At 64.4% G+C, this 22,134-nt stretch carries 26 protein-coding genes and 2 pseudogenes; 15 read left to right on the top strand and 13 right to left on the bottom strand.

What is annotated here, in order from left to right:
* Window positions 1-3: 3 nt before the first annotated feature.
* Window positions 4-669, bottom strand: a complete 666-nt coding sequence (locus NVV79_RS07735) for an alpha/beta fold hydrolase (protein ID WP_303987765.1) — start codon at window positions 667-669, stop codon at window positions 4-6.
* Between the two features lie 67 nt (window positions 670-736).
* Between NVV79_RS07735 and NVV79_RS07730 the strand changes: the two genes are divergently transcribed.
* Window positions 737-1,162, top strand: coding sequence for a helix-turn-helix domain-containing protein (locus NVV79_RS07730; RefSeq protein WP_303987763.1), 426 nt, complete (start codon window positions 737-739; stop codon window positions 1,160-1,162).
* Window positions 1,163-1,217: 55 nt separating this feature from the next.
* Here NVV79_RS07730 and NVV79_RS07725 read toward each other — a convergent pair whose 3' ends face one another.
* Window positions 1,218-1,688, bottom strand: coding sequence for a hypothetical protein (locus NVV79_RS07725; protein ID WP_303987761.1), 471 nt, complete (start codon window positions 1,686-1,688; stop codon window positions 1,218-1,220).
* Window positions 1,689-1,858: 170 nt separating this feature from the next.
* Here NVV79_RS07725 and NVV79_RS07720 point away from each other — a divergent pair, with 170 nt between their 5' ends.
* The gene (locus NVV79_RS07720; protein WP_303987760.1) at window positions 1,859-2,446 is read left to right on the top strand and encodes an NUDIX domain-containing protein; all 588 of its coding nucleotides are present in this window, start codon (window positions 1,859-1,861) and stop codon (window positions 2,444-2,446) included.
* Between the two features lie 266 nt (window positions 2,447-2,712).
* Here the strand turns inward: NVV79_RS07720 and NVV79_RS07715 are convergent, their stop codons facing one another.
* Window positions 2,713-2,919 (bottom strand): DUF1737 domain-containing protein, encoded by a 207-nt coding sequence (locus NVV79_RS07715; RefSeq protein WP_303987758.1) that lies wholly within the window; start codon window positions 2,917-2,919, stop codon window positions 2,713-2,715.
* Window positions 2,920-2,992: 73 nt separating this feature from the next.
* Here NVV79_RS07715 and NVV79_RS07710 point away from each other — a divergent pair, with 73 nt between their 5' ends.
* The 3 genes from NVV79_RS07710 to NVV79_RS07700 all read left to right on the top strand — a co-directional run bounded on the left by NVV79_RS07710 (window position 2,993) and on the right by NVV79_RS07700 (window position 4,617).
* On the top strand, window positions 2,993-3,634 hold the full coding sequence (locus NVV79_RS07710; RefSeq protein WP_303987756.1) for a carbonic anhydrase: 642 nt from the start codon (window positions 2,993-2,995) through the stop codon (window positions 3,632-3,634).
* Between the two features lie 371 nt (window positions 3,635-4,005).
* Window positions 4,006-4,254: a hypothetical protein gene (locus NVV79_RS07705; RefSeq protein WP_303987754.1), complete on the top strand. Its 249-nt coding sequence runs from the start codon at window positions 4,006-4,008 to the stop codon at window positions 4,252-4,254.
* A gap of 108 nt (window positions 4,255-4,362) precedes the next feature.
* Complete coding sequence (locus NVV79_RS07700) at window positions 4,363-4,617, top strand: hypothetical protein (protein ID WP_303987752.1); 255 nt, start codon at window positions 4,363-4,365, stop codon at window positions 4,615-4,617.
* Between the two features lie 8 nt (window positions 4,618-4,625).
* Here NVV79_RS07700 and NVV79_RS07695 read toward each other — a convergent pair.
* The 4 genes and pseudogenes from NVV79_RS07695 to NVV79_RS07680 form a co-directional block, all read right to left on the bottom strand.
* Window positions 4,626-5,480, bottom strand: a pseudogene (locus NVV79_RS07695) (EamA family transporter); the annotation flags it as partial.
* Window positions 5,481-5,506: 26 nt separating this feature from the next.
* Complete coding sequence (locus NVV79_RS07690) at window positions 5,507-5,755, bottom strand: EamA family transporter (protein ID WP_303988359.1); 249 nt, start codon at window positions 5,753-5,755, stop codon at window positions 5,507-5,509.
* Between the two features lie 301 nt (window positions 5,756-6,056).
* Window positions 6,057-6,383 (bottom strand): annotated as a pseudogene (locus NVV79_RS07685) (EamA family transporter); the annotation flags it as partial.
* Window positions 6,384-6,469: 86 nt separating this feature from the next.
* Window positions 6,470-7,510 (bottom strand): aspartate-semialdehyde dehydrogenase, encoded by a 1,041-nt coding sequence (locus tag NVV79_RS07680; protein WP_303987750.1) that lies wholly within the window; start codon window positions 7,508-7,510, stop codon window positions 6,470-6,472.
* A gap of 430 nt (window positions 7,511-7,940) precedes the next feature.
* On the opposite strand from NVV79_RS07680, the gene NVV79_RS07675 reads away from it, so the two are divergent.
* Both NVV79_RS07675 and NVV79_RS07670 read left to right on the top strand, forming a co-directional pair.
* A complete protein-coding gene (locus NVV79_RS07675) occupies window positions 7,941-8,990 on the top strand; it encodes an outer membrane protein (protein WP_303987748.1) in 1,050 nt (349 codons plus the stop codon).
* 137 nt (window positions 8,991-9,127) lie between these two features.
* A complete protein-coding gene (locus NVV79_RS07670; protein ID WP_303987747.1) occupies window positions 9,128-10,318 on the top strand; it encodes an NAD(P)/FAD-dependent oxidoreductase in 1,191 nt (396 codons plus the stop codon).
* 119 nt (window positions 10,319-10,437) lie between these two features.
* On the opposite strand, the gene NVV79_RS07665 is transcribed toward NVV79_RS07670, so the two are convergent.
* A complete protein-coding gene (locus tag NVV79_RS07665; protein WP_303987745.1) occupies window positions 10,438-10,998 on the bottom strand; it encodes a hypothetical protein in 561 nt (186 codons plus the stop codon).
* A gap of 159 nt (window positions 10,999-11,157) precedes the next feature.
* Between NVV79_RS07665 and NVV79_RS07660 the strand changes: the two genes are divergently transcribed.
* The gene (locus NVV79_RS07660; protein ID WP_303987743.1) at window positions 11,158-12,165 is read left to right on the top strand and encodes an LLM class flavin-dependent oxidoreductase; all 1,008 of its coding nucleotides are present in this window, start codon (window positions 11,158-11,160) and stop codon (window positions 12,163-12,165) included.
* A gap of 293 nt (window positions 12,166-12,458) precedes the next feature.
* Window positions 12,459-13,679: a GGDEF domain-containing protein gene (locus NVV79_RS07655; protein WP_303987741.1), complete on the top strand. Its 1,221-nt coding sequence runs from the start codon at window positions 12,459-12,461 to the stop codon at window positions 13,677-13,679.
* On the opposite strand, the gene NVV79_RS07650 is transcribed toward NVV79_RS07655, so the two are convergent.
* The 4 genes from NVV79_RS07650 to NVV79_RS07635 form a co-directional block, all read right to left on the bottom strand.
* Complete coding sequence (locus tag NVV79_RS07650) at window positions 13,680-14,069, bottom strand: RidA family protein (protein ID WP_303987740.1); 390 nt, start codon at window positions 14,067-14,069, stop codon at window positions 13,680-13,682.
* A gap of 9 nt (window positions 14,070-14,078) precedes the next feature.
* Window positions 14,079-14,684 carry a 3-isopropylmalate dehydratase small subunit gene (gene leuD, locus NVV79_RS07645; protein ID WP_303987738.1) on the bottom strand — a complete coding sequence of 202 codons (606 nt, stop codon included), beginning with the start codon at window positions 14,682-14,684 and terminating at the stop codon, window positions 14,079-14,081.
* Between the two features lie 280 nt (window positions 14,685-14,964).
* Window positions 14,965-15,915: an N-acetyl-gamma-glutamyl-phosphate reductase gene (gene argC / locus NVV79_RS07640; protein ID WP_303987736.1), complete on the bottom strand. Its 951-nt coding sequence runs from the start codon at window positions 15,913-15,915 to the stop codon at window positions 14,965-14,967.
* Window positions 15,916-15,980: 65 nt separating this feature from the next.
* The gene (locus NVV79_RS07635) at window positions 15,981-16,433 is read right to left on the bottom strand and encodes an SRPBCC domain-containing protein (RefSeq protein WP_303987734.1); all 453 of its coding nucleotides are present in this window, start codon (window positions 16,431-16,433) and stop codon (window positions 15,981-15,983) included.
* Window positions 16,434-16,574: 141 nt separating this feature from the next.
* Between NVV79_RS07635 and deoD the strand changes: the two genes are divergently transcribed.
* From deoD to NVV79_RS07605, 6 genes are all read left to right on the top strand, one after another.
* Window positions 16,575-17,285, top strand: coding sequence for a purine-nucleoside phosphorylase (deoD, locus tag NVV79_RS07630; RefSeq protein WP_303987732.1), 711 nt, complete (start codon window positions 16,575-16,577; stop codon window positions 17,283-17,285).
* 192 nt (window positions 17,286-17,477) lie between these two features.
* Window positions 17,478-18,023 (top strand): hypothetical protein, encoded by a 546-nt coding sequence (locus tag NVV79_RS07625; protein WP_303987730.1) that lies wholly within the window; start codon window positions 17,478-17,480, stop codon window positions 18,021-18,023.
* Between the two features lie 249 nt (window positions 18,024-18,272).
* Complete coding sequence (locus NVV79_RS07620) at window positions 18,273-19,610, top strand: hypothetical protein (protein ID WP_303987728.1); 1,338 nt, start codon at window positions 18,273-18,275, stop codon at window positions 19,608-19,610.
* Window positions 19,607-20,425, top strand: a complete 819-nt coding sequence (locus NVV79_RS07615) for a hypothetical protein (RefSeq protein WP_303987726.1) — start codon at window positions 19,607-19,609, stop codon at window positions 20,423-20,425. The genes NVV79_RS07620 and NVV79_RS07615 overlap by 4 nt, the downstream gene beginning before the upstream one ends.
* 73 nt (window positions 20,426-20,498) lie before the next feature.
* Complete coding sequence (locus tag NVV79_RS07610; protein ID WP_303987724.1) at window positions 20,499-20,789, top strand: hypothetical protein; 291 nt, start codon at window positions 20,499-20,501, stop codon at window positions 20,787-20,789.
* Between the two features lie 228 nt (window positions 20,790-21,017).
* The gene (locus NVV79_RS07605) at window positions 21,018-21,680 is read left to right on the top strand and encodes a CPBP family intramembrane glutamic endopeptidase (protein ID WP_303987722.1); all 663 of its coding nucleotides are present in this window, start codon (window positions 21,018-21,020) and stop codon (window positions 21,678-21,680) included.
* Here NVV79_RS07605 and NVV79_RS07600 read toward each other — a convergent pair.
* Window positions 21,668-22,063, bottom strand: coding sequence for a nucleoside diphosphate kinase regulator (locus NVV79_RS07600; protein WP_303987721.1), 396 nt, complete (start codon window positions 22,061-22,063; stop codon window positions 21,668-21,670). The genes NVV79_RS07605 and NVV79_RS07600 overlap by 13 nt on opposite strands.
* Between the last annotated feature and the right edge of the window lie 71 nt (window positions 22,064-22,134).

The raw sequence follows: 22,134 nt of genomic DNA, 5'->3' as shown, positions 1-22,134 counted from the left end.
GCCTCACGCCTGTTCCAGCAAGGCCGCCAGTTCGTCCGGCATGAGCAGGGGCACGTCGTGACCGCAGGGCAATTCATGAACCGTCCAGGCCGGATCGTCCCGCAAGGGCGACGCGACCTGCTGGAACCCCTCCCAGCCGGTGGCCAGAATGTAGGTCTTGCGCGCGACCTGACGATAGGCCCCGCTATGCCTGAGGCGTTCGGTGAAGGTGCCGGTGGGCTGGGCCGTGGCAAGCGCGGCGATGCGGTCGCGCTCGGCCTCGGTGGGATATTCGTTGCCGCCGATCTCGGGGGCCGGCACGACAGGACCGGTGAGCTTCTCGCCGATAATGTCCGCGAAGGACTGGCCATCTTCGGGGATGAAGGCGTCGAGATAGACGATCGAGGCGATCCGGTCGGCGGCGCGCTCGACGACGCCGGTGGCGACAAAGCCGCCATAGGAATGGGCCACCAGCACGACATCATCAAGCGCATGCCAGACCATCTCGTTGACGATGTCGTCGATATGGGTGATCAGGTCGATCGGCAGATGGGCCAGATGCGAGCGCTCGCCCAGACCGCTGAGCGTCGGCACATGCACGCGGTGCCCGCTGGCCCGCAGCCGCTCGGCCACCGGATCCCAGCCCCAACTGCCCGCCCATGCGCCGTGTACGATGACAAAGGTCGACATTGGCTCCTCCTTTGATTGCAAAATGCAAGTGATTGCTTTTCGCAAGCATTCATCTTAGAGTCAAGCCATGACTGATCGTACCTATCGCTCCGGCTGCCCCATCAATCTGGGTTTGGAAATTTTCGGGGACAAATGGTCCCTGCTGATCATTCGCGACATGATGTTCGCCGGCAAACGCCATTACCGCGAATTCCTGGCCTCGGATGAAGGCATTTCGAGCAATATCCTGGCCGACCGGCTGGCCATGCTGGTGGATGCCGGCATCCTGAGCAAGGCTGATGACCCGAACCACCGGCTCAAGGCCATCTATTCGCTGACCGAAAAGGGGATCGACCTGCTGCCTGTCATCGCCCAGATCAGCCGCTGGAGCCGCAAATACATGCCGGTCGACCCGGCAATGGCGGCGACGGGCGAAGCGCGCGACCGCGGTGGGCCCGGTGCGGTGGAGCGACAGATGGCGGCGCTGCGGGACGAGCATCTGGCGCAGGCATAGGAAACAGAACTGCCCCCGGATGTATCCGAGGGCAGCATGACGCGATGGGTGTGGCTCAGCCGTTGTTGAGCGGCAGGTCCGGCAGGTCGATACCGCCACCGCCGCCACCATTGTCGAACGGCAGGTCCGGCAGGTCGATGCCACCGCCGCCACCACCATTGTCGAGCGGCAGGTCGGGCAGATCGATGCCGCCATCCTTCTTGACCGGGCCGCCGGCGCCGCCGCCGACCGAATGGGCGGGCTGCATGCCGATGATGCGGTTGACCGCGACCTGGCCTTCGATGCCCGGCCACTGGCAATGGGCGCGGTTGAGCGTCACGAAGCTGCAGACGATGACCGTATCGGGCGTCTGGCAGGCCACGGCAGGGCTGGCGGCGGTCACCACGCCGCCCTGGGCGATACAGCGGTTGGCGAACAGCTCGGCATGGATATCGACCGCGCGGGTGGCGGCCTGGGCCGGAATGGCGGCAGCGAGGCCGGCAAACGAGGCGATGGCGAAGGCAATGGCGAAAGTCTTGTTGGACATGATTTATTCCCTTGAAGCGTGCGGCGCCGTTGTGGTCGCCGCTGATGGGGCGCCTTCTAGCGAGCCCCACTTCACTCCGGCGTGAACTGCGCGTTTAGCTGGCATTCAGGATTGTGGGCTGGCCCGGGACGGCGCTTTGGGGCAGAAGACGGACCGACAAAGGAGCCCGCATGACCGACCGCGTGACGATACTGAGCACCACTCCGCTGGCGCATGGCTGGGGCAAGCTGGACCGCTACGAGGTGGACCACGCCCGCCGCGACGGCACGCGGCAAACCGTGCAGCGCGAGGTCTATGACCATGGCAGCGCCGCCGCGGTGCTGCTCTATGCCCCGGCCACAAGCACGCTGATCCTGACGCGCCAGTTCCGCCTGCCCGCCCATCTCAATGGCGATCCGGCCTGGCTGATCGAAGCCCCGGCGGGGCTGACCGATGGCGAGGATATCGAAACTGCCGCCCGGCGCGAGGCCGTGGAGGAAACCGGCTATGAGCCGGAAGCCATGATCTTCCTGTTCGACGCCTATATGAGCCCCGGCTCGCTGACCGAGAAATGCGCCTGCTTCCTGGGCCGCTATACGCCGGGCCGGCAGGTGAGTGCCGGCGGGGGCCTGACCGAAGAGGGCGAGGATATCGAAGTGTTCGAACTGGGACTGGACGAAGCGCTGGCCATGGTGGGCAGCGGCATGATCAGCGACGCCAAGACGATAATGATGCTGCAGGCGCTGGCGCTCCGGCTGGCGGCTGGGGAAGAGGTTTAGGGGTAGGCTCCCAGCCCTCGTGTCCCGGCCGCGAGACCGAATCCCTTCTCCCCTCGTGGGAGAAGGTGCCCGAAGGGCGGATGAGGGGGCGCCGCGCTATCCACTTACATTGATGCATGGGAGGGCGCGCCATTCGGGCGTAGCCCTCATGGCCTTCTCACCCGTAATTTCCTCTGAACGAGGAAATTACACCCTCTCCCACAAGGGGCGAGGGGTGGCTCCACTCGGGGGCGATCATTGAGGCCCTCTCTTATGAAGCAGCTTGGCTAGTAATCCACCAGCTTCCTGTCCGGATCGTAGGGCTGGTCCTTGGCATTGCGGGTGACGGCCTGGCCGGCCTTCATTTTCTTGGCGACGGCATCATAGGCATAGGTGGGGGAGCCGTAGAGCTGCCAGCCTTCGCTCAGGGCCTTGGTGACCTTGTGGCAGAAACTGGAATCATCCTCGCCGGTGAGGAAACGATAGATAAGCATGCAAGGCCCCAATGCGCGCCGACAGATGCGCAAACAGTTGATCTCGGCCAAGCTTAGCGCTAATCGAAAAGCCATGCACACCTTTCCCGAACACCTGCTCCAGGGCCACGCCAACTTCATGGCGGGCCGCTACATGCGTGAAAAGGACCGGATTCGGGACCTGGCCAGCGAGGGCCAGAACCCGTCCACCATGATCATCGCCTGCTGCGACAGCCGCGCGGCGCCCGAAATGATCTTCGATGCGGGGCCGGGCGAACTCTTCGTGCTGCGCAACGTGGCCAACCTGGTGCCGACCTACCAGCCCGACGGCGGCCAGCATGGTACCTCGGCCGGCATCGAATTCGCGGTCAAGGCGCTGGAGATCGAGAATATCGTGGTGATGGGCCACGGCCGCTGCGGCGGCATCAAGGCGGCCCTGGCCCCCAACCAGGCCCCGCTCGACGAAGGCGACTTCATCGGCAAATGGATGGCCATGCTGGGCGAACTGCCCGGCCAGCTTGGCAAGAACGGCCTGATGACGCAGGCCGAACGCCAGACCGCACTCGAGCGCATCTCGATTCGCAACTCGCTGCGCAACCTGCGCACCTTCCCCTATATCGCCGAGCTGGAAAAGGCGGGGAAGCTCCTGCTGCACGGCGCCTGGTTCGACATTTCGACCGGCGAGCTGTGGATCATGGACGCCAAGAGCGGCGATTTCCAGCGCCCCAATATCTGAGCGCCCCCAGTCTTTCCGCCGATTTCAGCCGGCCTGACACGAGCCATGGAGGGTCGATCACTTCGCCGTGATCAATCGCCTCTTTTTTGCCGGGAATCTGTACCGGCCCTGCCGTAATCGTGAACGGATACGGTAAATGATATGCATTCAAGCGGCGTGCAGGCCCGGCTTTTCTTCTTGAAAGGCCCGGAAACCGGGGGGTTAGCCCTGCCCGGAAAATGCCCCGACATCGATCCAGCCCGGCCAAGGAGCCGACCCGCGAGGGCCATGATGGACCAGCAATGTCTGTCCCACGGGCCGCAGGAGAGCGGCTCGTCGGAGACTGGCTAACCGGTCACCGTTTTTCTCCCCAACATTGGAGCTTACCTCCCATGAAGAAGATCATCCTGTCGTCCCTCGTCGTTCTCGGTCTCTCGACTGCCGCGTTCGCCCAGGCTGCCACCGATTTCGCTTCCGTCGATGCCGATGCGAGCGGCGGCGTGACCCTGGCCGAAGCCCAGGTTGCCTGGCCCGACCTGACCGAAGAGGCCTTCACGGCCGCCGATACCGACGCCAATGGCGATCTGTCGGCTGAAGAGTATGACGCCCTGGTCGCCTCCCTGGCCGCCCCGGCGAACTAAGCCGCTAACGCCCAGTTCCTGGGCGCCCAATGAAGCCACCCCATGCCTCCCTGGGGTGGCTTCTTTTATACCCGGTCGCACCCTGCGACCCTCCAGTGGAGTTATCCCATGCACAAACTTGTCCTGAGCCTGGCCGTTCTCGGTCTGGCCACCACGGCCACCCTGGCCCAGACGCCCACCAGCTTTGCCGATGTCGATACCGACGCCAATGGCGAACTGAGCTTTGCCGAGCTGCAGGTGATCTGGACCGACCTGACGCAGGAAGAGTTCGACAGTGCCGATGCCGATGCCAGCGGGGGCCTGACCCCCGACGAGCTCAATGCGCTGCAGCCGACCACCCTGCCGGCAACGCCGGCCGAATAGGCCCGCCCTCAGTCGAGCCGGATAGCCGGCTCGGCTGCCCGGCCGCGCAATACCGTGACGACCAGTCCGGCAATGACCAGCGCGGCGCCGCCGATCTCGATCCAGGTAATGGTCTCGCCCAGCACCAGATAGCCCGACAGCAGCCCGGTGATCGGCACCAGCAGGGTAAAGGGCGCCACGACCGAGGCCGGATGCCGGCCCAGCAGCCAGCTCCAGATGCCCCCGCCCAACAGCGTCGCCGGATAGGCGAGGAAGGCGATCAGCCCCGCATCGCTCCAGCCGAAGCCGGCCAGCGCATCGAGCACCACCTGCTGCCCCTCGACCAGCAGCGACAGGCCGATCAGCGGCACCGGCGCGGCCAGCGCGCCCCAGACGGTGAAGGCCAGCGCATTGACGCGGCCGGCTTTCTTGGTCAGCACATTGGCCATGCCCCAGCTCAGCGCCGCCAGCAGCACCATGCCCAGAGGCAGCAGCGCGGTGGCGGCCAGCCGCTCGATGGCGATGACGCCGATGCCGGCAAAGGCGATCAGCGCGCCGATGACCTGGAAGCGGCTGGGCCGTTCGCCCAGCAGCAGGAAGGCCAGCGCCATGGTGAAAAAGGCCTGCGTCTGCAGCACCAGCGAACTCAGCCCCGCCGACATGCCCCAGGCGATGGCGAGGTTGAGGAAGCCATAGAGCGCAAAGCCGAAGGCCAGCCCGAACCCCACCACATAATACCACTGCGTTTTGGGCGGCCGGATGAAGAACACCGCCGGCAAAGCCGCTGCCACGAAGCGCAGGCCGGCGGCCAGAATGGGCGGCAGCGCCTCGACGCTGAGCTTGATGATGACGAAGTTGAAGCCCCAGATGACGACGACGAGCAAGGCGAGCAGAACGTGGCGGATGGGCATCAGGCCACCCGCAACCGCGCCAGCAGGCGCGGCCCGAACACATTGAGGACAAGGCCGGCAAAGATCAGCAGGCTTCCCGCCACTTCCAACGCGCTGACCTGTTCGCCCAGGAAGACGAAGGCGGCGGCAAAGCCGACCACCGGCACCAGCAGCGAGAAGGGCGCGATGACGCTGGCCTTGTGCCGGCCCAGCAGCACCGCCCAGCAGCCATAGCCGACCAGGGTCGAGCCATAGGCGATGAACAGCACCGAAAAAGATGGCCTGCGGGCTGATGGTGAGAAGCCCGGCGACGGCCTGCGGCCCTTCGGCCAGCAGCGACAGGGCCAGCATGGGCAGCGGTGGCACCAGGCTCCCCCAGACCACGAAACCCAGCATGTCGACCTGGCCGGCCTGCTTGGTGAGGATATTGGAAATGGCCCAGAAACCGGCGGCGACCAGTGTCAGCAGCAGCGGCACCAGCACGGCCCCGCCGATATGCTCGGCCCCGATCGTGCCGAGGCCGACAAGGGCAATGGCGGCACCTGCCAGATGCAGCATGGTCGGCCGGTCGCCCAGCAGCAGCACGGCCAGCGCCATGGTGAAAAACACCTGCATCTGCATGACCAGGCTCGCCAGCCCGGCCGGCATGCCCAGCCCGACGGCGGTGAACAGGAAGCCGAATTGCAGCACGCCGACGGTCATTCCATAGGCGACGAGCAGCCCCCAGCTCACTTTGGGCTTGCGGATGAAGAAGACGGCCGGCAGGGCGCAGCCGAGATAACGCAACGCGGTCAGCAGGAAGGGCGAAATCTCGTCGACGCCCCATTTGATGGCGACGAAATTGAGCCCCCAGATGAGGACGACGCCGAGGGCCAGGGCTATGTCGCGGAGGGGCATGGGTACTTGCAGTTTGGAGTGCGAGGCGGCAGGCGCTCGATCTGGCTCCCTCCCCACAAGGGGGGGGGGGCAGTCTGGTGCGGACCCTACGCCGCCAGGCGCGCCTTCAGCCCGCGCGCAATGAGTTCTTCGGCGATCTGGATCGTATTGAGCGCGGCGCCCTTGCGCAGATTGTCGGAAACGACCCAGATGGCCAGACCGTTTTCGACCGTATTGTCCTCGCGGATGCGGGAGACGAAGGTGTCGTATTCGCCCACTGACTCGACCGGGGTGGCGTAACCGCCCGGCTCGCGCTTGTCGACGACCGAAATGCCCGGTGCCTCGCGCAGGATGTCGCGCGCCTCGTCGGCCGAAATCGGGTTCTCGAATTCGATATTGACCGCTTCGGAATGACCCACGAAGACCGGCACGCGCACGGCAGTGCAGGTCACCTTGATCTTGGGATCGAGAATCTTCTTGGTTTCGGCCAGCACCTTCCACTCTTCCTTGGTGTAGCCGTCTTCCATGAACACATCGATATGCGGGATGACGTTGAAGGCGATCTGCTTGGGGAACTTGCCGGGCGTCGCCGTATCGTTGACGAAAATGCCCTTGGTCTGGTTCCAGAGCTCGTCCACGCCCTCCTTGCCGGCGCCGGAGACCGACTGATAGGTCGAGACGACGATGCGCTTGATCTTTGCGGCATCATGCAGCGGCTTGAGCGCCACCACGAGCTGGGCCGTCGAGCAATTGGGATTGGCAATGATATTGCCGCGCTTGGGATCGGCCAGCCAGCGGTCGAGCACCTGCCCGTTCACTTCCGGCACGATCAGCGGCACGTCCGAATTGTAGCGCCAGTAGCTGGAATTATCGATGACGATGCAGCCCGAGGCGGCGATGCGCGGGGCCCAGTCCTTGGAGATGGAACCACCCGCCGACATGATGGCGAAATCGACGCCCTTGAAATCGAAATCGTCTAGATTCTTGGCCTTGAGGATCTTGTCGCCATAGGAAATTTCCCGGCCGATCGAGCGGGACGACGCCAGGGCAATCACCTCGTCGGCGGGGAACTTGCGTTCGGCCAGAATATTGAGAACTTCCCGGCCCACATTGCCTGTGGCACCGACGACAGCGACGCGATAACCCATTTTGGAACTCCAGTCCCTTGCCATTTCCGCCCCCGCGCGATGGCTATCCATCGCGGTCAGTGCTTTGAGCCTCTCCCCGTCGGGAGACGACCCGGGGAAAAGCGTCAGGCGGTTTTGGTGGTTTTGGTCATCGACACAGCGACGCCACCGGCGAAACGCCGGGTGGTTGCGAGGTCCGCACTATCGAAAAGGCTGCGCATCGAATGACTGCTTCGGTTGAAAAGCAGGACTTCTCATACGCCCAAATAGGAAAGAGTCAATGAAATTGCCACACCGCCAGCATCGGTGATGCGCCATTGCAACAAGGACTATGTTAAGACGCCATTAAGGGTTTAGATTATTGCGCTGTGAAGGTCTTCGCGCGGCAATAGCGCGAGACGGGGGATTGGTCATGCGTGCTGGCGTATGTGTGGGGGTTTGGGCGGGTCTGTTGGCGCTGACGGGCGGCGCGGTAGCACAGGATACCGCGCTTTATTTCAGCCCCGACATCACTGCAGAATTCACCGCGCCCAGCGCCTTTGACGGGCTCTATGCCGGCGTGCTGCTCGGCCCGATCTCGGCGCGCAAGAACAATTTCAACACCACCGGCTGGGAAATCCGCCCCGAAATCGGCGCCGTTATCGGCTGGAACCAGCCCGTCGCGCCGGGCGTGGTCGTGGGCGCCGAATTGCAGGCGACGGTGGCCACCGATTTTTCCAGCTCGGCCTATCTGCGCGCCATGGCCCTGGCCCGGCTGGGCTTTGCCGCCGGCGACAATACGCTGTTCTACCTGCTCGGCGGCGCCGGCCGCATGGGCGAAGGCTGGGCCTTCGAGGCCGGCATGGGCGCCGAGGTGATGGTGACGTCAAATATGGCCCTGCGGCTGGAAGCGGCCGGCATCGGCCAGCTCGGCCCGGTGCCCAATGGCAATGACATCCCGGCCATTTCGGCCATGCGGGTGACGTCGGGGGCCATATGGCAGCTCGATGGCGGACCGGCTGCGACGACATTCAATACGGGTCCGGTGACCGATTTTTCCGGACTCTATGCCGGCATCAATATCGGCGGGCTGACCGATCCGCAGTTCAACTTCTACGACGATTACGGCCATGGCTGGCACCTGAGCCGCTTCGAAATGGGAGGGCTGGCCGGCTATAATCATGCGCTGGGCGATATGATGCGGGCCGGCGTCGAAGTGCAGCTCGGGGCCAATTTCGACACATCGGGCGATGCCGGGCTCGATGCGCTGGCGCTGGCCCGCATCGGCGTGGTGCCGGCGCCGGGCGTGCTGGCCTATGCCGCAGGCGGCGTGGGGCTGGTGGAGGCGTCAGGCGCCTATGCCTTTGGCGGGGGCGTTGAATATGCGCTCTGGGGCAAGAGTGCCTTGCGCGGTGAAGCGCTGCTGCTGGGTCGGATGGATGGCGTTCCCGGTCCCAGCACCAAGCGCTATTCCATACCGACAACCAAGGTCACCCTTGGCCTGGTGCATCACTTCGACTAAGAGCGGGCATCAAGCCACCAACAGCCTCATGGTGAGCCTGTCGAACCACGAGGCGTGGCACGATCTCACCACGACCTCGTCCTTCGACAAGCTCAGGATGAGGTCTACTCCTGGTCGCTCAATGAACAGGACCAGCCATGCCCCATTATGATGTCGTGATCCTGGGTGCCGGTGCCGCCGGCATGATGGCGGCGATCGAGGCCGGCCGGCGTGGGCGCTCGGTGCTGCTGGTGGACCACGCCAGATATGCCGGCGAGAAAATCCGCATCTCGGGCGGCGGACGCTGCAACTTCACCAATATCAACGCTACTGTGGACAAGGGTCGCGACCGGTTCCTGAGCGCCAATCCGCGTTTCGCGCTCTCCGCCCTGAGCCGCTATACGCCCGACATGTTCATCGCCCTGGTGCGCGAACATGGCATCACCTTCCACGAGAAGACGCTGGGGCAATTGTTCTGCGACGGACCGGCGACACAGATCATCACCATGCTTCTGGGCGAGATGCGCAAGGCTGGCGTGACGCTGGTGCTGGAAACCAGCGTTGAATCCGTGAGCCGGGACGAGAGCGGCTTTGCGGTGCAGCTTTCGACCGCGTCGGTGACGGCAGAGAGCCTCATCGTCGCGACCGGCGGCAAATCCATTCCCAAGATGGGGGCGAGCGGGCTGGGCTATCAGCTGGCGACGCAATTCGGTCTGCGGCTGACCGAAACGCGCCCGGCTCTGGTGCCGCTGACCTTCGAGGCGGGGGCGCTGGAAAAGCTCAAACCGCTTTCCGGCATCGCCACACCAGCCATTGTCAGCCATGGCCGGACGGCATTCGAGGAGGCTTTGCTCTTCACCCATCGCGGGCTCAGTGGGCCGGCAATTCTGCAGATCTCGTCCTATTGGCGCGAAGGCGACGCCATTGCGGTGGACCTGTTGCCGCATCGCGATGCCGGCGACATGCTGCGAGCGGCCCGCAAGGCGACGCCCAAGCTGCAGGTGCAGACGGTATTGGGCAATGTACTGCCGAAAAAGCTGGCGCAATTGCTCGGCGACGAGCTGGATATGGGTGGCATGATCGGGGATTTTTCCGACAAGAAACTGGCTGTGGTGGAGGCCATGCTGAAGGCCTGGACGCTGAAGCCGGTGGGTTCGGAAGGCTATCGCACGGCGGAGGTGACGCTGGGCGGGGTCGATACGCGCGATCTTGATGCGAAAACCATGGCAGCGCGGGATGTGCCGGGGCTGTATTTCATTGGCGAAGTGGCTGATGTGACCGGCTGGCTCGGCGGGTATAATTTCCAATGGGCCTGGGCGTCCGGCTGGGCTGCCGGACAGGTGGCTTAAACGACAAGCCATTAGACCTCATGGTGAGCTTGTCGAACCACGAGGGCGGGCACGCTGTACCTTCCAGCCACGACCTCGTCCTTCGACAGGCTCAGGATGAGGTCTACTGCTACTACCGCCTAAAACCTGAAACCCAGCCGCATCCCGACATTGGTATTGGCCCTGGTCGCCCCGCAGGCGCCGAAATCGGGCAGGTGTTCCACCGTGCCGATCAGTGACGCGCCCAGCGGCAGGTTGACGCCCACGCTGCCGGCGACGCGCACCCCCACGCCACAGCCGAAATTGCGGGCCGGATCGTTTTGCGGCGCGTTGAACATCGAACTGCGCACCACACCGCCGGCGCTGGCCTCGACGAAGACGGGCAGGATCGGCGCCTGGAAGGTCCAGCTCAACCCGGCATAGCCGTAGCTGTCCTGGCCGCGAAAACTCATCGTGGCGCCCAGATGCGGCCGGAGCTCGCCAATGACCGACCAGGCATTGAGGTCGGGCGCGGTGAACAGCAATTCCACATTGGCATCGCCGATCCTGGCGGGATCGAGCAGGTTGCCGCCGCCATCGACGCCGCGTGCCGAGATGCCGGCCCGCACCTCGGGCAGGAAATTGAACTGGGCCTGGGCGGCTGGTGCAGCGGCGAGCAGCAGCGCCAGGACAAGGCTCAGTCGGGAAATCAGGCTGCGCATGGGCTGGCTCCTTGCCGTCAATCTTCGATTGAAGGGAGGGGGCGGTCCCTCGGCAAGATTTGAGTAAAATTGTAATGAACCAGACGCTAACGCAGATATCTCGCTTTCATCGCATTTTGCCGATAGAAGAAGCCGGAATCGCCGCATAAGGATATGACCATGGCCGCTCCCTTCGCCCTGTCGCTGCAGGACCTTGCCCCCATTGCCGAAGGCACCACGACGGCCCAGGCCATGGCCGAAACCATCCTGCTGGCGCAGGAAGCCGACCGGCTGGGCTATACGCGGCTGTGGTATGCCGAGCATCACGGCATGCCCTCCATCGCCTCCTCGGTGCCGGAAATCCTCATCGGCAGCGCCGCGGCGCATACCAAAGATATCCGCATCGGCTCGGGCGGCGTCATGCTGCTCAACCATGCGCCGCTCCGCATCGCCGAGGCCTATCGCACGCTCGAAGGGCTGTTTCCCGGCCGCATCGATCTCGGCATCGGCCGCGCGCCGGGCGGCGACGGCCATGCCATGCGGGCCCTGCGCAGCGGCGGCGGCGAGGAATTTTCGGCCTATCTGGCCGAACTGATGGCCTTCGACGAGGATGGCTTTCCCCAGGACCACCCGTTTTCGCGGGTGCCCGTCTCGCCCGGCGGGATCAGGCTGCCGCCCATGTGGCTGCTCGGCTCGTCGGGCGCCAGCGCCCAGGCCGCCGGCCAGTTGGGCATGGGCTATGCCTTTGCCGCCCATTTCAGCCATACACCCCCTGCCCCGGCCTTCGAGGCCTATCGCTATGGCTTCAAGGGAAATGAGGCCTTCCCGAAGCCGAAAACCATGCTCTGCCTTTCGGTGGTCTGCGCCCCGACGGACGATGAAGCGCAGTACCTGTCGCATTCGCAGGCGGTGAGCTGGGCCCTGTTCACCACGGGCGAGCAGCGCAAGCTGATGAGCCCGGAGGAAGCCCATGCCCGCGTGCTGACGCCGCAGCAGCAGAGCGTCATCGACCATCAATCGACGCTGTGGATCGTCGGCTCGCCCGAGACGGTACGCGATGCCATTGCCGAAAAGGCAGAGAGCTGCGCGGCCGACGAGGTGATGATCACGACGACCATGCACAGCTACGAGCTGCGGCGGCGCAGCTACGCGCTGATATCAGAGGCGTTCGGGGTGGCGGGACGCTGAACCTTCAGTCGTCTCCCCTCTCCCTTGAGGAGGGGTGACTTTGGCGTCTTCCCTTCTCCCCTCGTGGGAGAAGGGGCCCGAAGGGCGGATGAGGGGGCACTGAGCTCTCCCTCAATATTGGAGCATGGGCGAGCGCAGCCCCTCACCCGGAAATCCGCTGGACGCGGATTTCCACCCTCTCCCACGAGGGGAGAGGGTAGGTCCGGTGGCTCGACCGCCCCAACTTTGCCCCGTTAACCTCACGTTTCGCCCCTGTCGCTACCATTGCGGCAGTTGACGTTTCGGGTCGGGCCATGAGCGCTGCTGCCTTCGTTCTGGCAATCAATCTCTTCATCGCCGGGGTCTTCGCCACCGCATTTGGCGTGGTGGCGGCCTATGCGCGCTCCTCGGTCGGTGCGCGCTGGCTGGCGCTGGCCTATGGCGTGGGCATGCTCAATCCGCTGCTCGAGCTCATCCTGCCCCTGCAGCAAGACCCCTGGCTGGTGCAGTTCGGCATCTTCGCCGCCTACCTCTTTGCCGCCAACTTCATCGTCGTCGGGCTGGCGCGGCACTATCGCCTCACCCCGCCCTGGTCTGCGCTGGGCGCCCTTGTCGTCGTCGCGCTGCTCATCAACAGCCAGACCATCTCCATGCCGCGCGACTCCATCCTGCGTGGCCTGGCCTACCAGTTGCCCTATTCCATCGCGTCCCTGATGTGCCTGGCGATCGTGCTGCGCTTCAGGCGCCGCAAGGTGCTCGATGTCTGGCTGGCGGTGCTGTTCGGCCTGTCCAGCCTGCAATTCCTGCTCAAGCCCTTTGCGGCCGTGCTGCTGGGCTCGGGCGACAGCGCCCAGGCCTATATCGGCACCACCTACGCTGCCCTGTCGCAGAGTTCGGGCGCGATGCTGCTGATCGCCAATGGCCTGCTCATGCTGCTGATCATCGTGCGCGATGCCATGGCCGAAATCACCGCGCGCTCGGAAACCGATACGCTCAGCGGCCTGCTCAACCGGCGCGGCTTCGAGGAACGGGCCGAAAGCCTGCTGGCCACCGCCCTGCGCACCGGCATACCCGGCGCCATGGTCGTGGCCGATCTCGATCACTTCAAGACCATCAATGACAGCCATGGCCACGAGGCGGGCGACCGGGTGATCCGCGCCTTTGCCGACATGCTGGGCGCCACCGCCGACGAACGCGCCGTGATCGGCCGGCTGGGCGGGGAGGAATTCGCCGTGTTCATTCCAGGCACCAACCTGCCCACGGCACGGCTCTATGCCGAAAGCGTACGATCAGGCTTTTCCAGCCTCTCCATCGCCAATCTGGGGCCGGACTGCCGCGTCAGCGCCAGCTTCGGCGTCGCTTCGCTCAAGGCCGGGGACAGCCTGTCAGACCTGCTGCGCCGCACCGATGCGGCGCTTTACGAGGCCAAGAAAGGCGGGCGCGACCGGGTCTGCGTCTCGGAGCCCGACGCGGAAATGCCGCCGGCGGCCCTGCCCTATGGCGAACGCCGGCAGGGCTCGCGCCAGCGCGACTGATCAGGAATTGGCCGCGCCGATGCGGGCGGTGACCTCGATCTCGATCTTCATGCCGGGCTCGATCATCGAGACGATCAGCATCGAGGCGGCCGGGCGGATATCTTTGAACACCGGACCCACGGCCTTGACCACCGCATCCACATCATTGCGGTCGCCGACATAATAGACCACGCGCACCGTATCCTGGATGGACGAACCGGCCTCGCGGAGCGCCTTGTCGATGGTGGCCAGCGCATTGCTTGCCTGCTGGCCGATATCGTCGGGCATGGTCATGCTGGCATAGTCATAGCCCGTCGTGCCCGACACATAGACCGTATCCTCGTGCCTGACGGCACGGGAATAGCCGAAAGTCGCCTCGAAGGGCGAACCGGTGGAAACGCGCTGGACCATGTTTTGCCTTTAAAGCCAGGGGCGGTCGGCGGCCATCTTCGTCTCGAAGGACGTGATGGACGGATCGGATTTCAGCGTGCCGGCGATATCGTCGAGGCCTTCGAGCAGAATCTGCTTGCGGCTGGGGTCGATATCGAAATGGATGGTACCGCCATCCGGACCCTTGATGGTCTGGCTTTCGAGATCGACGGTCAGCGTGGCATTGGAGCCGCGCTCGGCATCGTCGAGCAGCAGCTTGAGCTGCTCAGGCGTGACCACGACCGGCAGGATGCCGTTCTTGAAGCAGTTATTGTAGAAGATATCGGCGAAGCTGGTGGAGATGACGCAGCGCACGCCGAAATCGAGCAGCGCCCAGGGGGCATGCTCGCGGGAAGAGCCGCAGCCGAAATTGTCGCCGGCCACGATGATGGAGGCCTTGCGGTAACCCGGCTTGTTCAGCACGAAATCCGGATTCTCCGTGCCGTCCTCATTGTAGCGCATCTCGGAAAACAGCGCCGTGCCCAGACCCGTCCGCTTGATGGTCTTGAGGTACTGCTTCGGGATGATCATGTCGGTGTCGATATTGATGATCGGCAGGGGCGCCGCGACACCGGTCAGGCTGGTGAACTTGTCCATGGCTGGAAAACCTCGCTTTGGGGCGGTTCATCGCGCGAAAGCAGGGTTTGGGTCAAGTCGGGATAGGGTGAAAGCGTTCGGCTGGGGATGCCGCAGCCAGTGCTCCCCTTCTCCCCTCGTGGGAGAAGGTGCCCCGAAGGGGGCGGATGAGGGGGCGCAGAGCCATCCACCAGCATTGAAGCATGGGATGGCGCAGACCCCTCACCCGCAATTTCCTCTGAACGAGGAAATTGCCCCCTCTCCCACAAGGGGCGAGGGGGAGCCGGTGGGTGGACAGCGATCAGGCCGCCAGGCTCTCTTTGGCGCTCACGCCCAGCATCAGGTTGAGATTCTGCACCGCGGCGCCGGAGGCGCCCTTGCCCAGATTGTCGTAGACCGCCACCAGCACGGCCTGGGCGCGGGCGTCATTGGCGAAGACGTGCAGCGTCATCGTGTTGGTGCCGTTATGCATCTCGGGGTCCAGATCAGGCGTCTTGGCGATCTCTTCATAGGGCGCGACGGTAACAAAGCTGTCCCTGATACCGGCGAAGTGATCGGCAATGGCGGCGTGCAGGTCACGGCCCGTGGGCACCTTGGCCAACTGGCCGAGCTGCAGCGACACGAAAGTGGTCATGCCCTGGGCGAAATCGCCGACGGTGGGCACGAAAAGCGGCGCGCCGGCGAGACCGGTATATTTGGTCATTTCCGGCACATGCTTGTGATTGAAGGTCAGCGCATAGGGCATGAAATGGCTGGCAGCGCTGCCGGCCGCCTCATATTCTGAAATCATCTGCTTGCCGCCGCCCGAATAGCCGGAAATGCCGTTATAGGTGACGGCAGTATCAGCCGGCAGCAGTCCGGCTTCCACCAGCGGCCGCACCGTGGCGATGAGGCCCTGCGGCCAGCAGCCGGGATTGGCGACGAAGCGCGCCGTGGCGATCTTCTCGCTCTGGCCCTTGTCCATTTCGGCAAAGCCATAGGCCCAGTCCGGATCGACCCGGAAAGCGGTAGAAGCGTCGATGACGCGCGTCGTGCCATTCTCGATCAGGCTGACGCTTTCCCTGGCCGCATCGTCGGGCAGGCAGAGAATGGCGATATCGGCCGCATTGAGCAGGCGCTTGCGCTCGTCCTGATCCTTGCGCTTGTCGGCTGATATGGAGAGCACTTCGAGATCACGCCGGCCGGCCAGGCGCTCGCGGATCTGCAGACCCGTGGTTCCAGCTTCGCCATCGATGAAAATCTTCGCGACCATTGATCTATCTCCAGATGCGGCAGCGTAAATGGACCTCCGGCATGACCGGGTCAAGACCGGAGCGGCTAAAGCACCGAATCGAGGCCTTCGAGCATGGCTTGCCAGCCTTTTTCCGTCTGCGGGACATAGTCGGCCCATTGCGCATCCATGGCGTGATAGAGCGTGGCAATGGCGCCCGGCCCGTCAGGTTCCGGCTCGATGATCAGCGTGACCTCGGAAGGGTCATCCTCCTCGCTCTCGTCGACGATCCAGGTAAACGCGATCCTGGTCGGCCGCTCCAGATCGAGGAACATGCCCCAATGGCGCGCCTCGCCATCCTCGCGCTTGTCGGCGAAAAGGAAGGTGCCGCCGACGATGGGGTTGAGTTCGCTCGCCGTGACATCGCCGCCCATGCCGCCATGGCGGAGCCACGCCGCCTGCCAGTCACGCACCCTGTCGGGATCGAGAAACGTGTCATAGACCCGCTCGGGGCTGGCCGCGAAGCGGTGGGTGACCTTGGCTTCGACCGTGTCGGACATGAGAGGCCTCCTTGGTGTCTGGAAGGCAAACGAAGCGCGGCGCTTGCCGTTCCCGCCGACCTTGCCGTTCCCGCGGACGCTTGCCGTTCCGCCGGGGCAATGGCATTGATTTGACCAAGTGGACAAAAACGAGGAGCCGCCATGACCCCCCATAACCACGCCAAGCAAGGCGACTATGCCGAAGCCGTGCTGCTGCCGGGCGACCCGCTGCGCGCCAAGTGGATCGCCGAGACGTTCCTCGATGATGCCAAGCTGGTCAATTCGGTGCGCAATTGCCTGGGCTATACCGGGACATGGAAGGGCAAGCGGGTTTCCGTGCAGGCCACGGGCATGGGCCAGCCCTCGCTCTCCATCTATGTGCATGAGCTGATCAACACCTATGGCCTCAAGACGCTGATCCGCGTCGGCACCTGTGGCGGGCTCAATGCCAGGGTGAAGGTGCGCGACCTGATCCTGGCGCAGGCCGCTTCGACTGACAGCGCCATCGTGCGCGACCGCTTCGGGCCGTATAATTTCGCGCCCATCGCCGATTTCGGCCTGCTGCGCGCCGCGGCGGAAAAGGCCGAGGCGGCGGGCATGCGCTTTCATGCCGGCAATATGCTGAGCAGCGACATCTTCTACCATGCCGACGGCTTTGCCGGTTACGACAAGCTGCCCGACCATGGCGTGATCGGCGTCGAAATGGAGGCGGCGGCACTCTATACGCTGGCGGCGCGTTTCGGGGTCAGGGCGCTGACCATCTGCACCATGACCGATTGCCTGATCACCCATGAGGAAATCGACGCCAATGAGCGGCAGACCTCGCTCAAGGAGATGGTGACGCTGGCGCTGGATGTGGCGGTGGAGGCCTGAACCCTCAATAGACCTCATGGTGAGCTTGTCGAACCACGAGGTCATGGCAATATCTGTGTGCCCGCCCTCGTGGTTCGACAAGCTCACCATGAGGGCTTACAGAACAGGTTGCCATGACCGTACTCGACCGACTCTCCCGGCGCGCTGGACCGGCGCGATGAACAACCCAATGTTGATCTGGCCGAGGATATCGTGGCCCGCGAGGACAAGGCGGCCGTGGCCGAACTGGCGGAAGCCGTGCGATCGGGGCCGGCGCGGCAGGCCAATGATGCGCTCAAGGTGCTTTACGAGGTCGGCGCGCGCAATCCGGCTCTGGTGGGCGGGCAATGCCCTGTTTTCATCGAGGCGTTGAAAAGCTCCAACAACCGCAAGGTCTGGGGCGCCATGACCGCTTTGGACGCGGTGGCCGAACAGCGCGCTGCGACCCTGGTGGCGGAACTTCCCGCCATTATCGAAGCGGCCGACCGTGGCTCTGTCATCGCCAAGGATCATTGCAATTCGATCCTGGTGAAGCTGGCGCGGGCTGGCTATGGCGACAAGGCCGTGCCCATCCTGGTGGAGCGGCTGAAACATGCCGCGCCCAACCAGTTCCCCACCTATGCCGAGCAGACGGCGACGGTGCTGACGCCGGAGCAGAAGCCGGGATTTCTGGCGGTGCTCAAGGACAGGCTGGGCAGGATCGGGCAGGACAGCAAGCGCAAGCGCGTGGAGAAACTGCTGCGGAAGCTGAATGGGTAATTGGCCACCGGCCCCTCTCCCTCCCCCTTGTGGGGAGGGTGGCCCCGAAGGGGTCGGGTGGGGGTCCTCTCCGCGAGTCCGGCGCGTGTGTACCCCCACCCTCGATCCCTCCCCACAAGGGGAGGGAAGGACGACTGCAATATCGGCGGTTCCTTCTCACGCTACCGTCATTAACCCCGCACGCTCTCCGCCTACATCTTGCCGCCATCGCTGTGTTAACCTCCTCTTAACAGTCGGGGCCCGGAACACATGCAGCTCAAGCCAAACGCTTACCGCCTCAACGAAACCGTCAAGGGCGTCGAGACGATGTCGCGCTTTGCCCTGGCCGTGCTGGCGCTGGCTTCGGGCGTCTATACCTATCTGGGCGTGCGCGGCCTGCTTGATGGCTCGGCCAGCTTCGTCTTCTTCGCGGCAGTGATCTATTCGGCCGCCGTATCGGTCGCCATCTATGCCTTCTGGAGCTTCATGCTGCGCTTCGTGCCGCTGGTCACATCAGGCGTGCAGCGCATCGCGCTGTTCCTCACCATGGCGGTAGGCTGCGCCATGATCATCGCCATGTCGAGTTGGCTCAATGCGGCGGCTTTGGCCGGCTCGGCCGCGCTGGAACAGCATATGGCCGTGACCCTGCAGGGCTATGCCGAGGATCTCGACCAGGCCCATGCCAATGCTTTGGCCAGCCAAAGCCTGCTGCCCGATGTGGAACGGGCGGCCGAGCGCTTTGCCGGGCTGGCCGCCGACGAGCGCGAAAGCGGGGCGCTGACCGGCACGCAGGGCTCGGGCAGCGTGGTGCAGTTGCTGACGCAGATGAGCGCACAGATGAACCAGCTCGCCGCCACCATAACCGGCAGCCGCGAAGAGGTGGCCTTGCTGTTCGAACAGGGTTCCGCGCGGCTCGCCACGATGCGCGAACTGGTCTCGACGCCGGGCGCCATCGAGCCGCGCTCGGACAGTTTCCAGGCCGAAGCCGTGCAGCTTTCCGCCGTTATCGCCGCCCTGCAGCAGACCGATGTGGCCGCTTCGGTGAAGCGCGCCTCGGCCGATCTCAGCGCCGGCTTCATCGCCCCGGTGGCCGATGGCCGCTCGGGCGACCTGGCCCTGCGGCAGGACCAGGTGATGGAAACCGTGCGCGTCTCGGTGGCCTCGCAATCGCTGGCGCTGACCACGGCGGCCGACGAAATCCTCGCCAATCCGGCGGTGGAACAGCGCCGCTTCGTGCCGCTGTCCAGCGCCGAGGCGGTGATCCGCTACTGGCAGGATTTCATCCCGAGCTGGGCCGGCGCCATTTCCATCGACCTGCTGCCGGTCGTGCTGGTCCTGGTGCTGATGATCGTGCATGACGCCATGCGCCGGGATTCCGCCTCGCTGGAAGAGGCCGAGAACATCACCGCCGCCGAAATGCTGCGCGCCATGGCGCTCTATCGCCAGATGGAAGCCGCCGGCATCGACGTGACGACGGGGCGGCCCAAGCCCGAACCAGCCGAGCCGGAGCCGGTGGAGGAAGTGGCCGAAGCGCCGGCCGAGGATGGCACGGTAACCCCGATCGACGCGGCACAACGCAAGCGCACCGATACGCCGCGCCCGGCATGAAGACCGAGGCCAATGCCCCCGCGGCAAGCGAGAGCGGTTCATTCTACCAGCGGGCCATCCGCGCCGTCGCCGCCATCGAGGATGGCGCCATCCTGCGGGTGGCGTTTTTCGCCCTGCTCGCCGGTACGGCCTCGGTGCTCTATGTCGATTATCGCGAACTGACCGCCAATGAGGGCGCGGCCCTGGCCATTCCTACCCGGCCCATCCTGCCGCCATTCAACCCGGCAGGACCGGGCGACGCAAATGCGCCACATGTAACCACCAGCCCGGAAGTGCTTGAACAGCCGCTGGAAATCGCCCTAGCACCCGGTGGAGAACTGCGCCTGACCGGCTCGATCGACCTCGGTTCGGCCGAGCGCTTTGCCGCCGAGATTGCGGCGCGGGGCGAATACGTGGAAACTGTGGTTCTCGATTCGCCTGGAGGATCGGTCGTGGATGCACTCGCCATAGGCAGTCTGATCCATGAAAAGGGCCTTGCCACCAAGGTCGCTGCCGGCTCCCTTTGCGCCTCGTCCTGCCCCATCATCTTCGCCTCGGGCAAGGAACGCATCGCCAGCGCCGAATCCGCCATCGGCGTCCACCAGATCTATGCCGCCGCTTTGTCGGGCGAGCCGCAGAATGCCTTGCGCGTCGCCGGCACCGCCATGAGCGACGCCCAGACCACCACCGCCGAGATCATCAGCCACCTGACGAAAACGGGCGTAGACCCGGCGCTCTGGCTGCATGCGCTCGAGACCCCGCCGGACCGGCTCTATTACTTCAACCCCGAGGAGATGACGCGTCTCAACCTTGTCACCCAACTGGACGACAATTGATCCCGGAGCGGGGAACCGGCGGAGGACCGGACCCGTTTTACGAGGTTAGTAACCATATTTTGGAGGGGAGGCCATGACCCAGATTCACACGCTTACGCGCCACCGGGACATCCAGAACTGGGTGACCGACCGGCACGGCATTCCGGCCATCGCTCGGGTGCGCAACCGCTTCGGCGAGGAGCGCGCCCAGCTCAAGCTGAGCTTCCAGCGGCGCCGCAAACCACAGATTGACAGCCAGGACGACGGCATGAGCCCCTGCTCCTGGACCGCCTGGCTGGCGGAACTCGACCGCCAGCAACTGGCGCTCAAGGTCGATCTGGCGGCAGACGACTTTGAACTGGTGGATCGCAGCCAGGCGAATTGAATTCATTGCTTGCTGCCGCGAGCTTGGTGCTTGTGGCCCACCCCCACCCTTGATCCCTCCCCACAAGGGGGAGGAAGACGATGAATACGGGCTTCGGAGCTGGCGCCTCCCTCCCCTTTGATGGGGAGGGATTGAGGGTGGGGTGGAATCGGGTACACCGATCTGGGGCCATTGCCCAATTCCCCATCTTCTGACTCAATGCGGGTTCCACCGGAACAAGCCGCCTCCATGACCCGCCCACAAATTGCTCTTGTCCTGCATGCGCTGGTGCTGATCGCGGCGCTGGTCTTTATCGTGCCTGTTCTGACCGAAGCCCTGGGCGGACCGCGGGGCTTTCTGTTGTCCCTGCTCGTCTATTGGCTGGGCTTCTGCCTGCCGGTGATTTTCTGGCATGTGCGCGGGCGGCGAAGCCCGAGGCTTTTTTCCGAGAAACTGGCCTGGCGCGACTGGTTCGTACCGGGCCTGCTGCTGTTGCAGGTCGGCGCGGTGGCCATGGTGGCCTTCGTGCCCAATACCGCCCTGCTGACCACGCATGCCGCCATGCTGGCGGGACTGGTGGCGCTGATCAACGGACCATTGGAGGAAGCGGCCTGGCGCGGCGGCTTCCTGACCCGTTTCGCCGAACGACCCCGACTGGGTTTCGTGCTGAGTCTGGTGCTGTTCACCGCCTGGCATATACCGCTGGCGCTGAGCCACGACATCGCCTTTGACGGTGGCTGGCTTTACCTGGTCGGCGGCGCAGCGGGCCTGGGCCTGATCTGGAGCTGGATCGCCTGGCGCACCGGCTCGATCTTCTGGACGGCGCTGGCGCATGTGCTGACCAACGCCCTGACCTTCTGGGTACTGTTCGACACCAATGGCTTCGTGGCGGCGGTCGGCTACCAGCCGTAATCGAGCACGGTCAGCGTGCGGGTGCGGCCGTCATCGAGCCATTCGATGGATGAATTGCGATGCATGCCGATCAGCGCGGCGCCGACCGGGCCCAGGATCGGCACACTGCCCTTTTCGCCAAAAGCGCGGTTGGGATAGATCAGCCGCCCGATCCGGGTCAGCGGCTCCTCGTCGAGCCGGAACATGACGCGCTGGCCCATGGAAACGCCCGCCGGGTCCCAGGGCTGGCAGACCTCGGCCCGGTTCAGCTCGCGCTCCAGATAGGCCGAGACATAGGGCATGGTCATGCTCACCCGCTCGGCGAGCAGCATGACGCGATTGTAATCGTCTGAATTGACCAGGATTTCGGGCAGTGGCTGCGAGGGGAACACGTCTGGGCTCATGGGTTCGTCATATCACGACATTGCTGGCGAGAAAATGCACCGTCAATAGGCGAAAAGCATCAAATCTGAGC

Origin of the sequence: Devosia ginsengisoli (assembly GCF_024707105.1) — a bacterium.
Lineage (GTDB): Bacteria > Pseudomonadota > Alphaproteobacteria > Rhizobiales > Devosiaceae > Devosia > Devosia ginsengisoli_A.
The sequence above is the reverse complement of the archived record's forward strand: the minus strand, read 5'-3'. Positions and strand labels throughout refer to the sequence as shown.